Source organism: Pseudomonas sp. ANT_J28 (assembly GCF_008370005.1).
In the GTDB taxonomy this organism is placed as follows: Bacteria; Pseudomonadota; Gammaproteobacteria; order Pseudomonadales; family Pseudomonadaceae; genus Aquipseudomonas; species Aquipseudomonas frigoris.
In genome coordinates this window covers 25,529-41,574 of the sequence record NZ_VOBM01000035.1, presented here as the reverse complement: position 1 = coordinate 41,574, position 16,046 = coordinate 25,529, and the positions used below count along the sequence as shown (strand labels likewise).

11 protein-coding genes are annotated in these 16,046 nt (G+C 61.2%); all 11 read right to left on the bottom strand.

Translation table 11 applies throughout. From position 1 onward, the window contains the following. Window positions 1-105: 105 nt before the first annotated feature. Entirely contained in the window at window positions 106-1,677 is a 1,572-nt protein-coding gene (locus tag FQ187_RS22045; RefSeq protein ID WP_149631089.1) for a glycosyltransferase family 39 protein, read from the bottom strand. A gap of 264 nt (window positions 1,678-1,941) precedes the next feature. After that, a complete protein-coding gene (locus FQ187_RS22040) occupies window positions 1,942-3,489 on the bottom strand; it encodes an efflux transporter outer membrane subunit (RefSeq protein WP_149631088.1) in 1,548 nt (515 codons plus the stop codon). Further along, entirely contained in the window at window positions 3,486-4,550 is a 1,065-nt protein-coding gene (locus tag FQ187_RS22035) for an HlyD family secretion protein (protein ID WP_149631087.1), read from the bottom strand. The genes FQ187_RS22040 and FQ187_RS22035 overlap by 4 nt, the downstream gene beginning before the upstream one ends. 26 nt (window positions 4,551-4,576) lie before the next feature. Beyond that, window positions 4,577-6,112 carry an MFS transporter gene (locus FQ187_RS22030; RefSeq protein WP_149631086.1) on the bottom strand — a complete coding sequence of 512 codons (1,536 nt, stop codon included), beginning with the start codon at window positions 6,110-6,112 and terminating at the stop codon, window positions 4,577-4,579. A gap of 219 nt (window positions 6,113-6,331) precedes the next feature. After that, window positions 6,332-7,252 carry a LysR family transcriptional regulator gene (locus tag FQ187_RS22020; protein ID WP_149631085.1) on the bottom strand — a complete coding sequence of 307 codons (921 nt, stop codon included), beginning with the start codon at window positions 7,250-7,252 and terminating at the stop codon, window positions 6,332-6,334. Between the two features lie 61 nt (window positions 7,253-7,313). Continuing rightward, window positions 7,314-8,180 carry an ABC transporter permease gene (locus tag FQ187_RS22015; RefSeq protein WP_149631084.1) on the bottom strand — a complete coding sequence of 289 codons (867 nt, stop codon included), beginning with the start codon at window positions 8,178-8,180 and terminating at the stop codon, window positions 7,314-7,316. 20 nt (window positions 8,181-8,200) lie between these two features. After that, the gene (locus FQ187_RS22010) at window positions 8,201-9,061 is read right to left on the bottom strand and encodes an ABC transporter ATP-binding protein (protein ID WP_149631083.1); all 861 of its coding nucleotides are present in this window, start codon (window positions 9,059-9,061) and stop codon (window positions 8,201-8,203) included. Between the two features lie 5 nt (window positions 9,062-9,066). Then, window positions 9,067-10,092, bottom strand: a complete 1,026-nt coding sequence (locus FQ187_RS22005; protein ID WP_046047244.1) for an ABC transporter substrate-binding protein — start codon at window positions 10,090-10,092, stop codon at window positions 9,067-9,069. Between the two features lie 18 nt (window positions 10,093-10,110). Further along, a complete protein-coding gene (locus FQ187_RS22000; protein WP_149631082.1) occupies window positions 10,111-11,007 on the bottom strand; it encodes a TauD/TfdA family dioxygenase in 897 nt (298 codons plus the stop codon). A gap of 455 nt (window positions 11,008-11,462) precedes the next feature. Then, window positions 11,463-14,939 (bottom strand): cellulose synthase complex outer membrane protein BcsC, encoded by a 3,477-nt coding sequence (gene bcsC, locus FQ187_RS21995; RefSeq protein ID WP_149631081.1) that lies wholly within the window; start codon window positions 14,937-14,939, stop codon window positions 11,463-11,465. Next, complete coding sequence (gene bcsZ, locus FQ187_RS21990; protein ID WP_149631080.1) at window positions 14,927-16,042, bottom strand: cellulose synthase complex periplasmic endoglucanase BcsZ; 1,116 nt, start codon at window positions 16,040-16,042, stop codon at window positions 14,927-14,929. Before bcsZ ends, bcsC begins: the two co-directional genes overlap by 13 nt. Window positions 16,043-16,046 lie beyond the last annotated feature (4 nt).

Genomic DNA, 16,046 nt, shown 5'->3' with positions numbered 1-16,046 from the left:
TAGATTTAGGGTGAATTGACCGCCGCCATCGCGAGCAGGTCGGATCGCGATGGCGTCAGTCCCGTCGATACACAACTTCTGGAAAACGCGTTTTTTGTTACAGACTCACTTCAACACGAATAAGCGCGCGTTGGCGCCTCCCGCCTGCGTTTGGCCAACGTTCTGCCAGCCTGCGGGCAACGGAGCGAATTCGTTCGGCAAATCGATGGTGCCGATCAACCACACCCGACCGGTGCCTTTGGGCAAATTACCGAGGCTGTCGAGGTAAATATCCTGAGTCACCAGCGTGCCGAAACCGTAGGCATTCGGCCGGCTCGAAGCGCCATTGGCCAACGGCGGGGTGTACAGCAGCGGTTTGGCGTCAGTGCGGTTGTAATAGACATAACTGAGGTACCAGAGCATGTCGCTGGTGACGATCCGGTCACCGGCTACGAAGTGCTGGTTCACGTAGTCCACCATGACGCTGATTTGATCGTTGGTATCGACCGTGGCGTTGTTCTTAAGGCCCACCAGTTCGACGCCGACAAACAACACCAGCACCGTCAGGGCCACCACCCGAAAGACCGCGTACACGCGGTCAATGGCCAGTGCGGCAATCATCGGCAGGCCGAGGGCATACGCGGTGAGGTAACGCTCGATGAACACCGGCGAGATGAACGACACCGAAAACACCAGCAACAACGGCAAAACGGTGTAGATCACCAGCAACGCGCTGCCACGAATGACACTGCGATCCCGCGCCAGCGCCACACACACCAAGGCCAGCACCGCCAAGGGCAACGTCATGAAAAGCGGTGTGGCCAGGGTCTCGCCATCGTCCTGGGTCAGGAACGACCAGATCATCGAAGGTAACGAGGCGAAGGTGACCGGTGTCTCCCACCCTACATCGCCATTGGCTTTGAGTTGGTCCATGTGCTGCATCAGATCTATCAGGCTGGGCACCCACGGCAAGTACACCAACACAATCGCCACGTTCGCCCACCACCAGCCGGGCTGCTGGATATGCCGCAAGCGATAGCCAGGCTGTACGCGGATCAGCCCCAGATACAGCCAGTGACACAGCACGCACAGGGCCGTGAAGTAATGGGTGTAGAACGCCGCGCTCATCAGCAGTGCGTAAATCACCAGATAGCGCATACGCCCGGGGTGTTTGATCCAGTAAACCAGGGCAATCGTGGCACCGATCAACCACAGCCCCAGCAATGAATACATGCGCACTTCCTGGCTGTAACGCACGGCGGTAGGCAGCAGCGCCAACAGGACGCCGGCCAACAACGCGGCGCGGCGAGTGGCGAGCAAGTCCACCAGCCAGACGCCAAGCGCCACGGTGGCAATCCCCGGTAGCGCGCTCAGGCTTCGAATCGAAAAAATGCCATTGCCGAACAGCTCGATCCAGCCATGCAGCAGCATGAAATACAGCGGCGGATGCACATCATGGGCAGCATGCACCCAGATCCCGGCCAGCGAATACTGGCTCAGCAGCAGACTGGAACCTTCATCGCCCCAGACCGCCGCCGCGGTCAGGTCATAAAAACGCACCAGCGCGGCCAATGCCAGGATCGGCAGCAGCCAATGCTCGCGCACCCATCGAAGCAAGCGTTGAACACTCGCCCAGGCGCCGGGTGCCGCGTGGGGGCCTTGGGTGCCGTCAAGCGGCGTTTCTCTGTGCGCCTCCATTGCCTCCCCTCGATACTGCCGGTGAAAAATCTTGAAACTTTCAATCACTGTAGGACAGCCACAGCGCCGCCGTCGATGCTGGCTTACCTTTCGCCTTTAACTATGCGGATTACGCCCCGCAATTCCCGTTAAAACTGCTGCAAACAAAATGCCCCACCCGCACAACCTCAACACTATCCAACCAGTTCATCGGACTGAGTGTCGAACTCTGTCGGAGCGCAATATCGATGCCCCATGGCATACATGCGCATTCATACAAGCAAGTCAACGCGGTGCCGTCTCTGTCACCGGATACACCGACTCCCATCCCCCACCCAACGCCTTGTACAGCCCGACCATCGCCAACGACACCCCGGTCGAACTTTCCACAAACTGCTCCTGAGTCGCCAGCAACGCGCCTTGCACCGTCAGTACGTTAACGAAATCAACCACCCCTTCCACATATTGCTGTTGCGCGGTACGCAGGGCGATCTGGTTCTGGCGCACGGCTTCGGCGAGGCTGTCGCGGCGCAGTTGGCTGGCGTTGTAGGCGGTCAGTTGATTGTCGATTTCATGCCAGGCGCGCAGCACGGTTTGCTGGTAGGCGATGGCGGCTTCCTGTTGTTGGGCTTCGCGCAAGTGCAGCACGCCGCGCAAGCGTCCGCCATCAAACAGCGGCAGGCTGAATTGCGGGCCGATACCGAAAGACCGTGAGCCCCAGGAGCCGAAATCGCTGAGTTGCATGGCTTGCGATCCGATGTTGCCCGACAGGGTGATCCGTGGATAGAAATCGCCCTTGGCCACGCCGATGCTCGCGGTCGCGGCATGCAGGCGGGCTTCGGCCTGGCGGATGTCCGGGCGACGTTCGGCCAGTTGCGACGGCAGACCGATGGCGACTTGACGCGGGGTTTGCGGCACCGGCGCGTCTGTGGATAACTCGGCAGACAGCGCTTGCGGCGGCTCGCCCATCAGCAGGCTCAAGGCGTTGATCAGTTGCGACTGGCGCTGCTCCAGCGCAGGCAGACGCGACTCGATAGCCGCTACTTGGGCGGCGGCTTCGGCGACATCCAGGTCGGTGGCGACACCGTCGGCCAGGCGCAGCTGCGAAAGCTTCAGGCTGTGGCGGGCGACGTCGAGGTTCTCCTCGGTGACGGCGCGCGTACTTTGCACACCGCGCAGCTGAATGTAGTCCTGAGCGGTTTCGGCGAGCACCGACAGCAGCACGCCGCGTCGGTCGTTTTCCGCGACTTCCAGGGTAGCGTCGGCGGCTTCGGTTTCACGGCGCACACGGCCCCAGAAATCCAGTTCCCAGGATGCGGAGAAGCCCGCGTCCCACAGGTTGTACGCCGAGTCACCGCTGTGTCCCGACGGATCGTTCAAGCCTTCGCCGCTGTTGCGTTTACGCCCGTAGCTGCCAGTGGCGGCGGTATTGGGGTAACGGTCGGCGGTGATCACCTGACGCACAGCGCGGCTTTGCTGCAAGCGGCTGCTGGCGAGTTTCAGGTCGAGGTTATCGGTCAGGACGCGTTGAGTCAGGGCCGAGAGTTTCGGGTCGCGGAACACTTCCCACCAGCGTTCTTCCATGGTTTCAGTGACGGCTTGGCTGGCGGCGGACTTGGACGGTTTCGACCACTCGGCGACTTGCGGTGCCTGAGGTTTCTGGAAGTCCGGGCCGACGGTACAGGCTGAAAGGCTCATGACAAACAAGGCGCAAAAGGTGAGTTGAGGCCACCGGCCTCTTCGCGAGCAAGCCCGCTCCCACATTGAAATGCGGCCCCCTGTGGGAGCGGGCTTGCTCGCGAAGACGTCAGAACAGTCGTCCAAGATCTTCATCGTTGAACGACCTCATGCTCGCCGGTGCTAGCCGTATCAATACTCGCCTCAACCGACATCCCCACGCGCAACCGTTCGGCCAATGGCTGACCCGGATCCAGGACGATTTTCACCGGAATCCGCTGCACCACCTTGGTGAAGTTGCCGGTGGCGTTGTCCGGCTTGACCGAGGCGAACGTCACACCCGTCGCCGGTGCGATGCTCTCGACGCGACCGCTCAGGGCCTCGCCGCCGAGGCTGTCGACACGCACTTGCACGTCCTGCCCCAGCTGCACGTCGGTCAGTTGGGTCTCCTGAAAATTGGCGACCACATAGGCCTGCGCAAGCGGCACCACCGCGAGGATTTTGCTCCCCGGCGTGACATAGGCGCCGACCCGAACAGCGCGCTCGCCGACCATACCGTCCTGAGGCGCGACGATGCGTGTGTAGGAGAGCTCGTAGCTGGCCATTTCCAGCGCCGCTTGCGCCCGTTTCAATCCTCCTTCCGCCGCGTCACGCTGGGCGGTGAGGATCTCCACCTGCTTGCGCTCCGCCGCCAGCACCGCCGTCACGTTAGCCAGCCGCGCGGTGGCCTGATCGATGCGAGTCCGCGCTTGTTGGGCGTTCTGCACCGTGCCGGCGCCCACTCCGGCGAGATGGTTGTAGCGGTTCAATTCATGCTCGGCGAAGGCTATTTCAGCCTTGGCCGACACGACCGTGGCCTGGGCTTGAGCGATCACCGAAGCCTGGCGTTCAAGGGTCGCACGGGCATTTTGCAGTTGCGCCCTGGCCACCTGGGTTTCGGCGTCTGCCGCCTGGGCGGCGGCGCGCAGATCCCGGTCATCAATCAACGCCAGCAACTGCCCGGCCTTGACCTGCTGGTTGTCCTCCACCAGCACTTCCTTGATGAACCCGGCTACGCGCGGCACCACCAGCGTGAAGTCTGCCGAGACAAAGGCGTCATTGGTGTTCTGTTGCGTGCGCTTGCCAAACAGGCCGGGCGCCAGCACATACACCAGCACACCGAGCGCCACCACCGCTGCGACGCCAACGGCCACTTTTTGCTTTAATTGAGTCGTCATAAAAACCTTCTGTTTCAGTGAGGCATTCAAGTCGGCGCGCGCGGTGGATAGATCCGCGTAGGCAGCCAGAAAATCAGCAGGATCAGCGCCAGTGCGACGCCGGCCATGCACAGATAAAGATCCGATGCCGTGAGCATCACGGCCTGCTCATGCAGCCGGTGGGCAAGGCCCGCGCTATCGCTGTCGACCAGAGGTGAGTTGCCGAGGTTGTCCACCAGCATCATCGAGTGGAAATGCAGCCTTGAGGTGGTCAACGCCTCCAGCACACCGGTGGCGATCACCGCTGCCAGGCCTTTTACGGTGTTGAACCAGGCCGAAGCGAACGGGCCTTCCATCGGGCTGATGCTGCCGGTGGAGAGCATCAACAGCGGCAGCACCGCCATCGGCTGACCGAAGATTTGCAGCAGTTGCAGCACGTAGAAGTCGTCGCGAATCCACACCGACGTCAGCTGCGACCCACCGATGCAGGACAGCGCCAGCATGCTCAGACCGATGCCCAGCACCCAGCGGCAATCGACCCAACGCAGGTTGCACAGCGCCGCCACCAACGGCAGCGCGATCAACTGCGGTAACGCCGCCAGCAACATGATCGGAGCGGTCTGAACCGGGCGATAACCCTGCACCTGCGCCAGGTAGCTGGACGGAATGATGATCACCGCCAACAACACCACTAGCACCCCGGCCAGGGTCAGCAAAGCGAATGACAGGTTGCGGATGCCGAGCATCTGCAGCTTGAAAAACGGCATCGGTTGCGACCATTCGTTGATCAGGAACAGCACCAACAGCAGCAACCCACCGCCGAGCAATCCGCAAATCAGGCTCGACTCGAACCAGTCCAGCCGATTGCCTTGCAAAATACCGATCACCAGCATGCAGATCGCCGGAAAACCCAGCAGCAAACCGCGCCAGTTGAATTGTTTGAAGCGCTCCAGGCGCAACGGGTCCTGGGGCAAGCCATACGCCACCGCGACCATGGCGATCAGGCACGGTGCGATGATTTGCCAGAAGGTCCACTGCCATCCGACGTGTTCGGTCCACAACCCGGCCAGCGGAGTGCCGAGCCCCGGGCCGAACGTCGCGGTCAGGGCGTATCCGGCCAGACCATAAAGCTTCACGTTGGCCGGCAAAAAGCGCAGCGCGACGGTCATCAGCATCGGCGGCAACGCGCCGCCGGCCAGGCCTTGCAAGGTGCGCATGACCAGCAGGCTTTCATAGTTTGGAGCGAACGGGCACAACACGCCCAACAGGGTGAATGCGCTGATGGCGCAGAGGGTGAACCGTCGCAGTGAGAACGTCACCGAGCACCACGGCGCGAAAGCCATGGCCGCTACCGAGGTCGCGGTGTAACTGGCGACCAGCCAGGTGCCTTCGTCGTAGCCGATGGCCAATGCGCCGCGGATGTCGGCGAGGGCAACCTTGGTCACCATCTCGTTCAGGCCCGACACCAGCACCGCCAACAACACGCCCACCAGGCCGATGATGATCCGCGGACCAAAGACCGGTGGCGTGACGGCAGCCGGGCTGGCCGCGGCGAGAGGTGCCGTGACTGTGAGGGAAGTCATGACTGCAAGCTCCGGGGTTTGAATACCGAAGCATTTTAAGAAGCGCGGGGGCTTACGAAAATTGACTTATTGGCAGCTTATAAGTGCATCAAGCGCAGCAATGCAGAACCCTGTGGGAGCGGGCTTGCTCGCGAAGGGGCCATCACATTCAACATCAATGGTGACTGATACACCGCTTTCGCGAGCAAGCCCGCTCCCACAGTAGATCCGTGATCAGCTTCAGGTGGGTTGTGCGGCCAGCCACGTCTCGTCGCAACAGGCCTTGAGGGTTTCGCGCAGCCAGCGGTGCGCCGGATCTTTGTCAAAGCGCGGATGCCAAGACTGGGTCAGCATAATGGTCGGCAGCGGAATCGGCAGCGTGAAGGAGCGGAGCTTCAGGCCCAGGCGCTGGACGCTCAGCAATGCCTCCTTGGGCACCGGCAGAATCAAATCGGAATCAGGCAAGGCAAACATCGCCGCATGGAAACTCGGCGCAATCACCGCTACCCGCCGTTCCAGCCCCAAGGCATTGAGCGCGGTATCGATCGGACCACGGGCGATGCCGCGACGGGACATGCTGATATGGGAAAACCCGGCGAAACGCTCAGCCGTGATCTCTTCGTCGAACAGCGGATGGTCTTGGCGAACCAGGCCGACGAAATGAGTAGAGAACAGGTTCTGAATCTTAACTTCCGGGGTCAACGGCCGGGTATTGCTGATGCTCAGATCGATCCGCCCTTCGCGCAGCGCCTCATCATCGCCATCGCCTTCCGGCACAAAACGCAGTTCGCAATGCGGCGCCTGACGATCCAGGGTGTCGAACAGTTTTCCGCCGTAAACGCCGACGAAAAAGTCATTGGCGCGAATGCTGAACCGCCGGCGCAACGTGCCCAGCTCCACCGCATCGGCCGAACGAAACAACAGCGCGGCCTGCTCCACCACGTCACGCACCTGCTCGCGCAACGCCAACGCCTTGGGCGTCGGCACCAGGCCGCGACCGGCGCGCACCAGGATCGGATCGCCGAGGGCTTCGCGAATGCGCGTCAGCGTCCGGCTCATCGCCGCCGGGCTGAGGTTCATCCGCCGCGCGGCGCCCACCACACTGCCCTCGTCGAGCAAGGCGTCGAGGGCGACCAACAAGTTCATGTCCGGGAGTTGCATGCTGAGCACTCGTGTCTGATTTGGATTGATTCAGACGCAATGCTAGCAGATCAAAAATCGATCAACGCTGCATCCCCCACCGCTTCACCGTGACCCGCTCCAGCGTGCTGAACACCAGGTTTTCCACCAGCAAGCCGATCAGGATCACCACCGCCAACCCGGCAAACACCTTGTCGGTGTACAGCTCATTGCGGTTCTGGAAGATGTACCAGCCCAAGCCACCCTTGCCACTGGTGGCACCGAACACCAATTCAGCGGCGATCAATGTGCGCCAAGCAAAAGCCCAGCCGATTTTCAGCCCCGCAAGAATCGATGGCAGTGCTGCCGGAATCAGAATGAACAGCACGAAGCGCATGCCTTTGAGGCCGTAATTGCGCCCGGCCATGCGCAGGGTTTCCGAGACACCGAGGAACCCGGCATAAGTGTTCAACGCCAAGGCCCAGAGCACCGAATGCACCAACACGAAAATCAGACTGTTCTGTCCCAAGCCGAACCACAGCAGCGCCAACGGCAACAGCGCAATCGCCGGCAGCGGGTTGAACATCGAGGTCAACGTACTCAATAGATCGCGACCGAACTGCGTCGACACCGCCAGGGTGGTCAGGGCAAACGCCAGCACGATGCCGATCAGGTAACCCTTGAGCAACACCACCAGCGAAATCCACACCTTGCCCAGCAATTCGCCACTGAGCAAACCGTCATGCAGCGCGCTCCCGGTCTGCAGAAAACTCGGCAGCAGCAGGTCGTTGTCCTGAACACGGGCAACCACCTCCCACAGGACCGCTAGCAAAATCAGGATCAGGCTTTTGCGTAACCAGCCTTGTTGCCACAGGCGCTGACCGAGCGGTAATTCACGCTCCAGCGGCACGCTCGTCAGCGGCTGCAACACCGTTTCAAATTCTTCACGCGGGGATGATAAAAGGCTCATCGGGCACTCCTCTCAATGGCTCAATAAGCGATGCGGATGTCGGAGAAGTCCAGCTCACGCTCGGTTTCCGGGGACTGACCTTCATCGAACAACAACCGATGAATGCGCCGCGCCGACTCCTGAAAGGCCACGCCACCTAGGCTGTGCAAGTCGTATTGATGGCTGTGGACTTCCGCCCGCACCCGCCCCGGATGCGGTGACAGCAGCAGGATTCGATTGCCCACCACCAGCGCTTCTTCGATGGAGTGCGTGACGAACAGCAGCGTGAAGCGCACTTCTTCCCAGAGCAGTAGCAATTCTTCCTGCATCTTGCGGCGGGTCAGCGCGTCCAGGGCGGCGAAGGGTTCGTCCATCAAGAGGATTTTCGGCTGCATGGCCAGCGCACGAGCAATCGCCACACGCGCTTTCATGCCGCCGGACAAGGTATGCGGGTAGGCATCGGCAAACGCCGCCAGACCGACCTTGTCCAGATAGTGCAGCGCCCGCTCCTCGGCCTCTTTGCGCTTGAGCGTCCTGGAAGCCAGCAGCGGAAACATCACGTTCTGTTTGACGGTTTTCCACGGCGGCAGTTGATCGAATTCCTGGAACACCACGATCCGGTCCGGCCCCGGGGCATGAACGGTTTGCCCCTGAAGACGAATCTCGCCTTCACAGGGCTGAATGAACCCGGCGACCGCCTTGAGCAACGTTGACTTGCCGCAACCGGACGGACCGAGCAGCACAAAGCGGTCTGCCGGATCGATTTCAAAACTGACCTGATGGGTCGCACGAACCACACGCTGAGGCGTGCGGTATTCGAGGCTGACGTTGTCGACCGACAGCAGCGCTTGGGCTGCCGCGATCGGTTTGCTGACCGTGTGGCCTTGCAAAGGGGCGTTCATCTCGGTCAGCTCCCTTGCAGCGGTTTGGCGTCCTGGAAGAAGTAGTCCTTCCACGAGTCCGGTTTGTTTTTGATCGCGCCGACGCGGTAGAGGAATTCGGCCAGCGGGTAAGTGTTTTTCGGCGTGACGCTGAATTCGAACTGCGGGTTATCGATGATTTTCAGCAGCGCGGCACGGTCGATTTTGGCCTTGGTAACGCGGATGTACGTATCCGCCGCCGCGCCTTTATCGTTCTGGGCAAACTCGGCCGCCTCAGTCAGCGCCTGGACGAACGCTTTATAGGTTTTCGGGTTCTCGTCGCGGAATTTCTCGGTGGCGAACAGCACCGTCGGCGAGTTCGGGCCGAGCACGTCATTGGAATTGAGCACAACGTGGACGTTAGGGTTAGCCAGCTCTTGATCCTGGAACGGCGGGTTGGAAAAGTGCCCGGTCAACTCCGTGCCGCCGGCAATCAGCGCCGCCGTGGCGTCGGGGTGCGGAACGGCGATGGTGTACTTGTCGAGGCGATTGAATTCCTTGTCACCCCACTGCTTGGCGGCCGCGTATTGCAGGATGCGCGACTGCACCGACACGCCGACCGCCGGCACCGCGATGCGGTCCTTCTCAGTGAAGTCAGCGATGGTTTTGACCTTGGGATTGTTGCTCACCAGGTAGTAAGGGAAGTTGCCAAGGGAAGCCACGGCTTTGACGTTCTGCTTGCCGTGGGTGCGGTCCCAGATGGTCAGCAGCGGACCGACGCCCGCACCGGCAATATCAATGGAACCGGAGAGCAATGCATCGTTGACCGCCGCACCACCGGAGAGCTGGGTCCAGTCGACCTTGATGTCGATGCCTTCCTGCTTGCCGTACTTCTCGATCAGGTTCTGATCGCGCACCACATTGAGCAACAGATAAACAATGCCGAACTGCTCGGCGATGCGGATTTCACCTTCGGCGTGGGCCACGGTCGGCGCCACCAGGCTGCCGGCGATCAGGCTGAAACCCAGGCCGATGGCCGCGGCCAACGGTGCAAATGGAAGACGTTTGGACATGTGAGTTTCTCCGACAAATCAGAAAGGCGCGTCGCCCTGGATGGTGGTGCGATACAACTTGCGGCGCAGGTAGCCAGGGCATCCGGCGGCGAGATGAATCAGCGAACGGTTGTCCCAGAACACCAGGTCGTGGGCCTGCCATTGATGGCGGTAGATGTTTTGCGGCAGCACGCTGTGGGCGTAGAGCTCGTCGAGCAGTTGCTTGCTTTCGTCTTCCGGCAAACCAACGATGCGCGTGGTGAAACCCTCACTGACGAACAACGCCTTACGGCCGTTTTCCGGGTGTGTGCGGACGATCGGATGAACCACTTCGGCGACCTGAGCGAGTTGCTCTGGCGTCAGCGTCGGGCGCCAGTTGTCTTCGAATTTGGTCTCGCTATAGCGCGCGGTGTAAGAGTGCGCGGCCGAGCGGCCTTCGACGGCTTTGCGCAGCGCTTCGGGCAGGTTGTCCCAGGCTTTATGCATGTCGGCGAAGAGCGTGTCGCCGCCCTCGGATGGCAGCTCTTGGGCGTGCAGCATCGAGCCCAGGCTTGGCAGCTCTTTATAGGAAAGGTCGGAATGCCAGAACTTGCCGGCGTCACCGAGGCCGATGGATTGGCCGTTTTCGATGATGTTGGAAACGATGAGGATTTCCGGATGCCCGGCGAGCAGGAATTGCTTGAGCACATGAATCTGCAACACGCCGAAACGGCGGCTGAAAGCGATCTGCTGCTCGGGGGTAATGCGTTGATCGCGGAACACCACGACTTGATGATCCAGGTGCGCGCGGTGGATGCGGGCGAAGTCCTGATCATTGATCGGGCGGGACAGGTCGAGGTCGATGATTTCGGCACCGACAGCGCCACTGAACGGGCGGATGTAAAAGGTTTGCGGCGCGATGTTCGCGGCGCTTGGGGAAGCCGTTGCTGCAGACATAAATCACTCCCACGCACGGCACGCTCAAAGGCGCGCGCGTCGATCAAGAAACTCACGGAGGTCCCGTGTTGGTTCGTGTCGTGCGGCGCGCCGATTGGTCGGCAGGTACGCAGGGGGATGACTTTATAGGTATAAGAACGTGAATTTAAATACCGTTAGCGAATAACGATATGGCTTTTGAGGTGTGTTGCCTTTTGGGCCTTCGCCTTCGCGAGCAAGCCTGCTCCCACAGGGGTAATGTGGTCGACAAATCCAATGTGTGGGGCTTGCTCGCGAAGGGGCCATCAGCCCCAAAATAGACCGCCGCGAGGCGTTGCTTGAGGCGTTCTCCGAAAAGACAATAGCAAGCCCATTAGAGGTGTCTGCCGTCAGTTCGTCTGGCTGTGCCAGCAGCTGGGATTATTCGGAGAAAATCAGGTTGTGCCTTGCCCAAGTCCCGCTTGAGCAGAAATAGACTAGCGCATATCCGCATAAGGCGACATCGGCTCCACCGGTAGCGGCAGGTTGCCTTGCCAAGGGTCAAACGTGTAGCGCAAGTAAAGCAAGGCGCGACTCGGTGCATAGCCCTCGCTGTGCTGCCAAGTGATGCCGGTACCCAGCACCAGGCTGTCGGAAAGGCGACGCTCCACGAGGCCCTGGAGACGGAAATTGATGCCGTTGCTGCTACTGCCACTCTTGGTCTGGGACGGGTTGTCCACCAGGGTCTGATTCGATTGCGCTAGCAGGTTTTGCAGTTCGGCTTCGCGATTGTCTTTGGGGTAGAGGTCAGAGCCGTCGATTTTCGCAAACGACCAGCCCACCGAGCTTTCGAGCAAGGCCGACCAGTCAGCGTTGCGCCAGGCATAGTTCACCGGCACGCTGACCGAGTAGTACTGCTGTGGGCTGTAATAGCCGCCCTGGCCGAGGGTGAGTTCGCTTAAGTCCTTGTCGTACCCCATGTACATCAGGGTCAGGCCAGTGCGCAGACGTTCGTCGGCACGTTCCACCAGGCGATAGTAATAGCCGCCCATGGCTGTGCGTCGCTGATTGTTCTCAACGTTCTGGCCCACTAACCAATGACTGCTCAGGCTTGCCCACACGCCATCATCGCCGCCTTGGTCATGGCTCAGTCCCAGGGTGAAGCCGTTGGCCGTAACCCCGCCCCACTTGGTTCCGGTGACCGGATCGACCGCACCGGCATACGACACCAGTGAGTTGGTCAGGGGCCGCCGCGATACCGTGAGGCGGTAGCCCAGGCTGCTCCAGTCACCGCTGTAGGTGACACCGCCGACCCAGTTGGACACCGTGAATTCTTGTGGCGTATGGCCAAGGTCGAAGGCCCAGCGATCATCGTGCCAGCCCATGCCCAGCAGGGTGCCGCGCACGCTCTGCGGAGCGGTGGCACAGCCACCCTGCACCACCGCGCACAAGCCGAACTGGTCGGTGCTGGAAAAATTGCTGACATCCAGATCGATGTCTTCGGCCTGAACGAAACCCTGTCCTTGCGCCACCGGCGCGTCGATGCGCAGGATGGTGGTTTGGGTGGTCAGGTCCGAAACCCCCGATGAGCTGTTGTCGGTGCGCCAGGCGAGGTCGTGGTACAGGTTCACCGTCGGGTTCTGCTTTTGGTACAGCTCGTCGACGTCGCTGCGGATGCTGCGCTGCAACCAGTCATCGCTGTCCTTGGCACGGCTGGCCAAGGTCATGGCACGGTTGTCGCGCGGTTCGGCCTGTTGCGGCTCGATCATCCTTGCCGCGCCCATGCTGCGCGCATAGTCATCCAGAGCCCGCTGCGGCTCTTCTCGGGACAGCAGACGCGCCGCATCCCGGTAGACCAGCGGATTACTTTGCGGGGTCTTGAGCAACTGCGCGAACAGCGCGTTCGCACGAGTCTTGTCGCCCAGCGACGCCCAGGCATTGGCCAAGCGACGCTGGAACGACGCATCGGCCGGTACTGGCGCAGTCACTGTCATAAGGCTGGCCTTGGCGGCGTTTGGCTGACCGCGGGCGATCAGCACTTCGCTCAGGCCCAGTTGGGCCTCGGTATTTTTCGGCTCGCTGGCCAGCACCTTGCGGTAGCGGCTTTCGGCCTGCGCGAGGTCGCCACGCTGCTGGGCCCAGTCGGCCAGGGTCAGGTAGTCGTCAGTGGACGGCGCGCGCATCAGCAGCGCTTCGGCCTGAGCCTCATGGCCGCCGTCGCGTAGTGTCCGGGCCTTCGCGAGCAACTGGCGACGCTGCAGACGTGCCCACAGCTCGTTCATGTTGCCGCTCCAGGCGGCGCGAGGGATCTGTTGCAGACTGCCCACGGCATCGCCGTCACGATCACCATTGGCCAGAAACAGGCCGTGGGCATAGCGCGCCTCGGTGTTCTGGCCCTGACGTTGTAACAGCCAGTGGAAGCTTTGATCGGCCTCGGTATTGAGGCCCAGTTCGCGCTGGGCATTGGCCAAGCGGTACACCAGCCAGGGATTGTCCGGGTCCAGCACTCGAGCCTTGCTCAAGGCTACCGTCACCTGCGCCCAATCGCTGCCTCGGGTGGCGTCATCGGCTTGCGCATTGAGGCGATCCAGCGTCAGTCCCCGACGCACGCCTTGGAACTCTTGCTGCTCCTTGGGCGTCAGGCTGTCGAGGTAGTGCTCGGCCTTTTCCGGTGATTGCGACTGGTACAGACGGACCATCGCACGCACCACGCTTGCGTTGTTCGGATCGAGCTTGCGCGCCTGCACCAACAGGGCTTCTGCGGTGATGTCATCTGATTCGCCCCGGGCAGCGTAGGACAGGCCGATCAGCGGCGCAGGATCGTCCGGCTTGGCTTTGGCCGCCTGCCGATACCACTTTTTCGCGACGGGATAATCCTTTCGCTCAAGGGCTTCATCACCCTTTTGCAACAGCATCCACTGGTAGTTGGCAGCCTTGAGATCCTGCCACTTGGTCATCCAGTCGGTGTCCTGCTCGATGGCCGAGGCCTGGACGAAAGTGTTGTATGCCGCTTCGTGCTTGTTCTGGCGCATCAGCAAAATACCCAGCGAACCGAGCAGGCTGGAGTCTTGCGGATAACGTTTGATCGCCCGACGCAAACTGGCTTCAGCGCCGACGTTGTCGCCGGCTTCGAGCAATGCCTTGCCTTTGACTCCGGCCTGCCAGGCCGGATCAGCCAGGTATTGCTCCTGCTCATGCAACTGTCTGGTCGCGTCAACGTGCAAGCTGGCGTAGGGGTAGAACTTCAGAAAAGTCCGCCAGCCCTGCGCGGTTTCGTGCCCTACCGGCTGCTTGAGCCAATAGTTGTATTCGCGCTCGGCAGCGTTATTGCTGGCGTTCGGATCACCAGCCAATTGATGCAGGACGTCCAGCGCCTCGGGATCACGTTTTTCGGCAAACAACAGGCCGGCCAAAGCCTGGCGCAGCGAGGCATTGCCGGGATACTGCCGGTCCAACTCGCGCAACTGCTCTATCACCACCGGGCGCTCAGCCTTGATGCCCCTACGCACGTTCAGGTATTCCAGGGTCGTGGCAAAGTCCGGCATGTCATCACCGAACAATTGCCGATAGGCTTTGACCGCGTCTTCGGAACGGCCGGCGACGGCCAGCAGGCGCGCCTCCTGCAGAGCCCTCTGACCATCGGTGCCGTTCATTTTCAGCAAGCTCTCGGCCCGACGCAGGGCCGCAGTGCCTGGCGCCTGCTGGCGCAGTTGGGCGACCAGGCGTTCGGCTTCCGGCTGGTTCTTTTGCAACAGTGCCTGGCGGACTTCAACGACTTTCACCAGCGGATTGTCCGGGGCGATCAGCTCCAGACGAGCCAACGAGTCATGCACCAGGTCTTCGCGGTACAGAGCCTCACCAATGCGGACTTGCTCCAGCAGCCATTGCTGCTGGTCGGGCGGACTGAGAGGCTGACCCAGGGCGACCCCATAAACGCTGCTCAACAGCAGCCCAAAACCGGTCATTTTGTGCATGCGGCAGTCCAGTTTGGCACGAGGTACCCGTTTTTATCGAAGCGATAACGTTGTTGGTCCCAGCCCTGCCCGAACAGCGTCAGCGACTGGTTGTAATAGGCATCCGCCAAGGGCGGCTGTTGTTGCAAGCGTTGGCGCTCAGCCTTGAGGGCACCCGCACTGTCCGGGCTTGCGGCCAGCAACGGCAGCAATGCGGCACCGAAGCCGACCGGGGCGATGCCATTGTCGAGGCCGGTGGTGATGTCGACTTTTTCCGGCACATGGCCCAGCCGCGCAGTCAGGTCCAGCATGGGTTTGAAGTGCTCGATCAACCCGGCGCGCCCCGGCGCATCTTTGTCCAGCATGCCCAGCCAGAGGTAGACGCGAATGGCGTCATAGCTTCCAACACTGCCCTTCTGACTGTCCACGGCCCAACCCTGACCGGCTTTCCACAGTTGCCAGTCGGATGCCAGGCCCTTGGGCGAACTTTCGATCAGCAGGCGCTCGGTGTTGCTCGCCAGCTCCGCCCAAATCGGAGCTTCCTGGGCGAAGCGTGCAAGCAATTGTGGTGGCAGATAGCTGGCATTCAGACGCCAACCCTCGGCATTGTCGAACCCGACGTCGCCGGGCAACAGCATCAGACCCAGGCCCGGTAGCTTGCGCAGGCTTTGCGCAGCACTGCGCCAGAGCAGGTTACGGCCCAATGCCAGGTAAGTCGGTTGATGCCACAGACGCCCAGCTTCCAGCAGGCTATAGGCGATCCACAAATCGGCGTCGGTGGCATTGTTGCTATCAAGTACCTGCCAGCGGCCAGTTTTTTCGCGGCCCCACTGCCACGCCGGTAGCTGCCGGTTAAGGTCTCCGTCGGCCAGATTGTCCTGGGTCCAGCGCAGCACCTGGGCGAAGCTTTTACGGTCATTGCCCAGCAGGGCGAAAAACAGCCCGTAGCTCTGCCCTTCAGACGTGGAGATCAACTGCTCCGAGGAGTGGTCAATTACCCGTCCGTCCGGACTCAGCATGGCCTGGCGATAATTCTGCCAGGCCGGCCAGGCGCATTCCGCAGCACCAGCAGAGCCAGGCGCTATGATGATCGTGGTCAAAGCCAGAGTGAGGAAGGCTTTCACCCGA

Bases quoted from the DNA above. Each gene is read 5' to 3' on its own strand.
- FQ187_RS22015 (WP_149631084.1), bottom strand. From the start codon at position 8,180: ATGAGCCTTTTATCATCCCCGCGTGAAGAATTTGAAACGGTGTTGCAG.
- FQ187_RS22035 (WP_149631087.1), bottom strand. From the start codon at position 4,550: ATGACGACTCAATTAAAGCAAAAAGTGGCCGTTGGCGTCGCAGCGGTG.
- bcsC (WP_149631081.1), bottom strand. From the start codon at position 14,939: ATGCACAAAATGACCGGTTTTGGGCTGCTGTTGAGCAGCGTTTATGGG.
- FQ187_RS22010 (WP_149631083.1), bottom strand. From the start codon at position 9,061: ATGAACGCCCCTTTGCAAGGCCACACGGTCAGCAAACCGATCGCGGCA.
- FQ187_RS22005 (WP_046047244.1), bottom strand. From the start codon at position 10,092: ATGTCCAAACGTCTTCCATTTGCACCGTTGGCCGCGGCCATCGGCCTG.
- FQ187_RS22000 (WP_149631082.1), bottom strand. From the start codon at position 11,007: ATGTCTGCAGCAACGGCTTCCCCAAGCGCCGCGAACATCGCGCCGCAA.
- FQ187_RS22045 (WP_149631089.1), bottom strand. From the start codon at position 1,677: ATGGAGGCGCACAGAGAAACGCCGCTTGACGGCACCCAAGGCCCCCAC.
- FQ187_RS22040 (WP_149631088.1), bottom strand. From the start codon at position 3,489: ATGAAGATCTTGGACGACTGTTCTGACGTCTTCGCGAGCAAGCCCGCT.
- FQ187_RS22030 (WP_149631086.1), bottom strand. From the start codon at position 6,112: ATGACTTCCCTCACAGTCACGGCACCTCTCGCCGCGGCCAGCCCGGCT.
- FQ187_RS22020 (WP_149631085.1), bottom strand. From the start codon at position 7,252: ATGCAACTCCCGGACATGAACTTGTTGGTCGCCCTCGACGCCTTGCTC.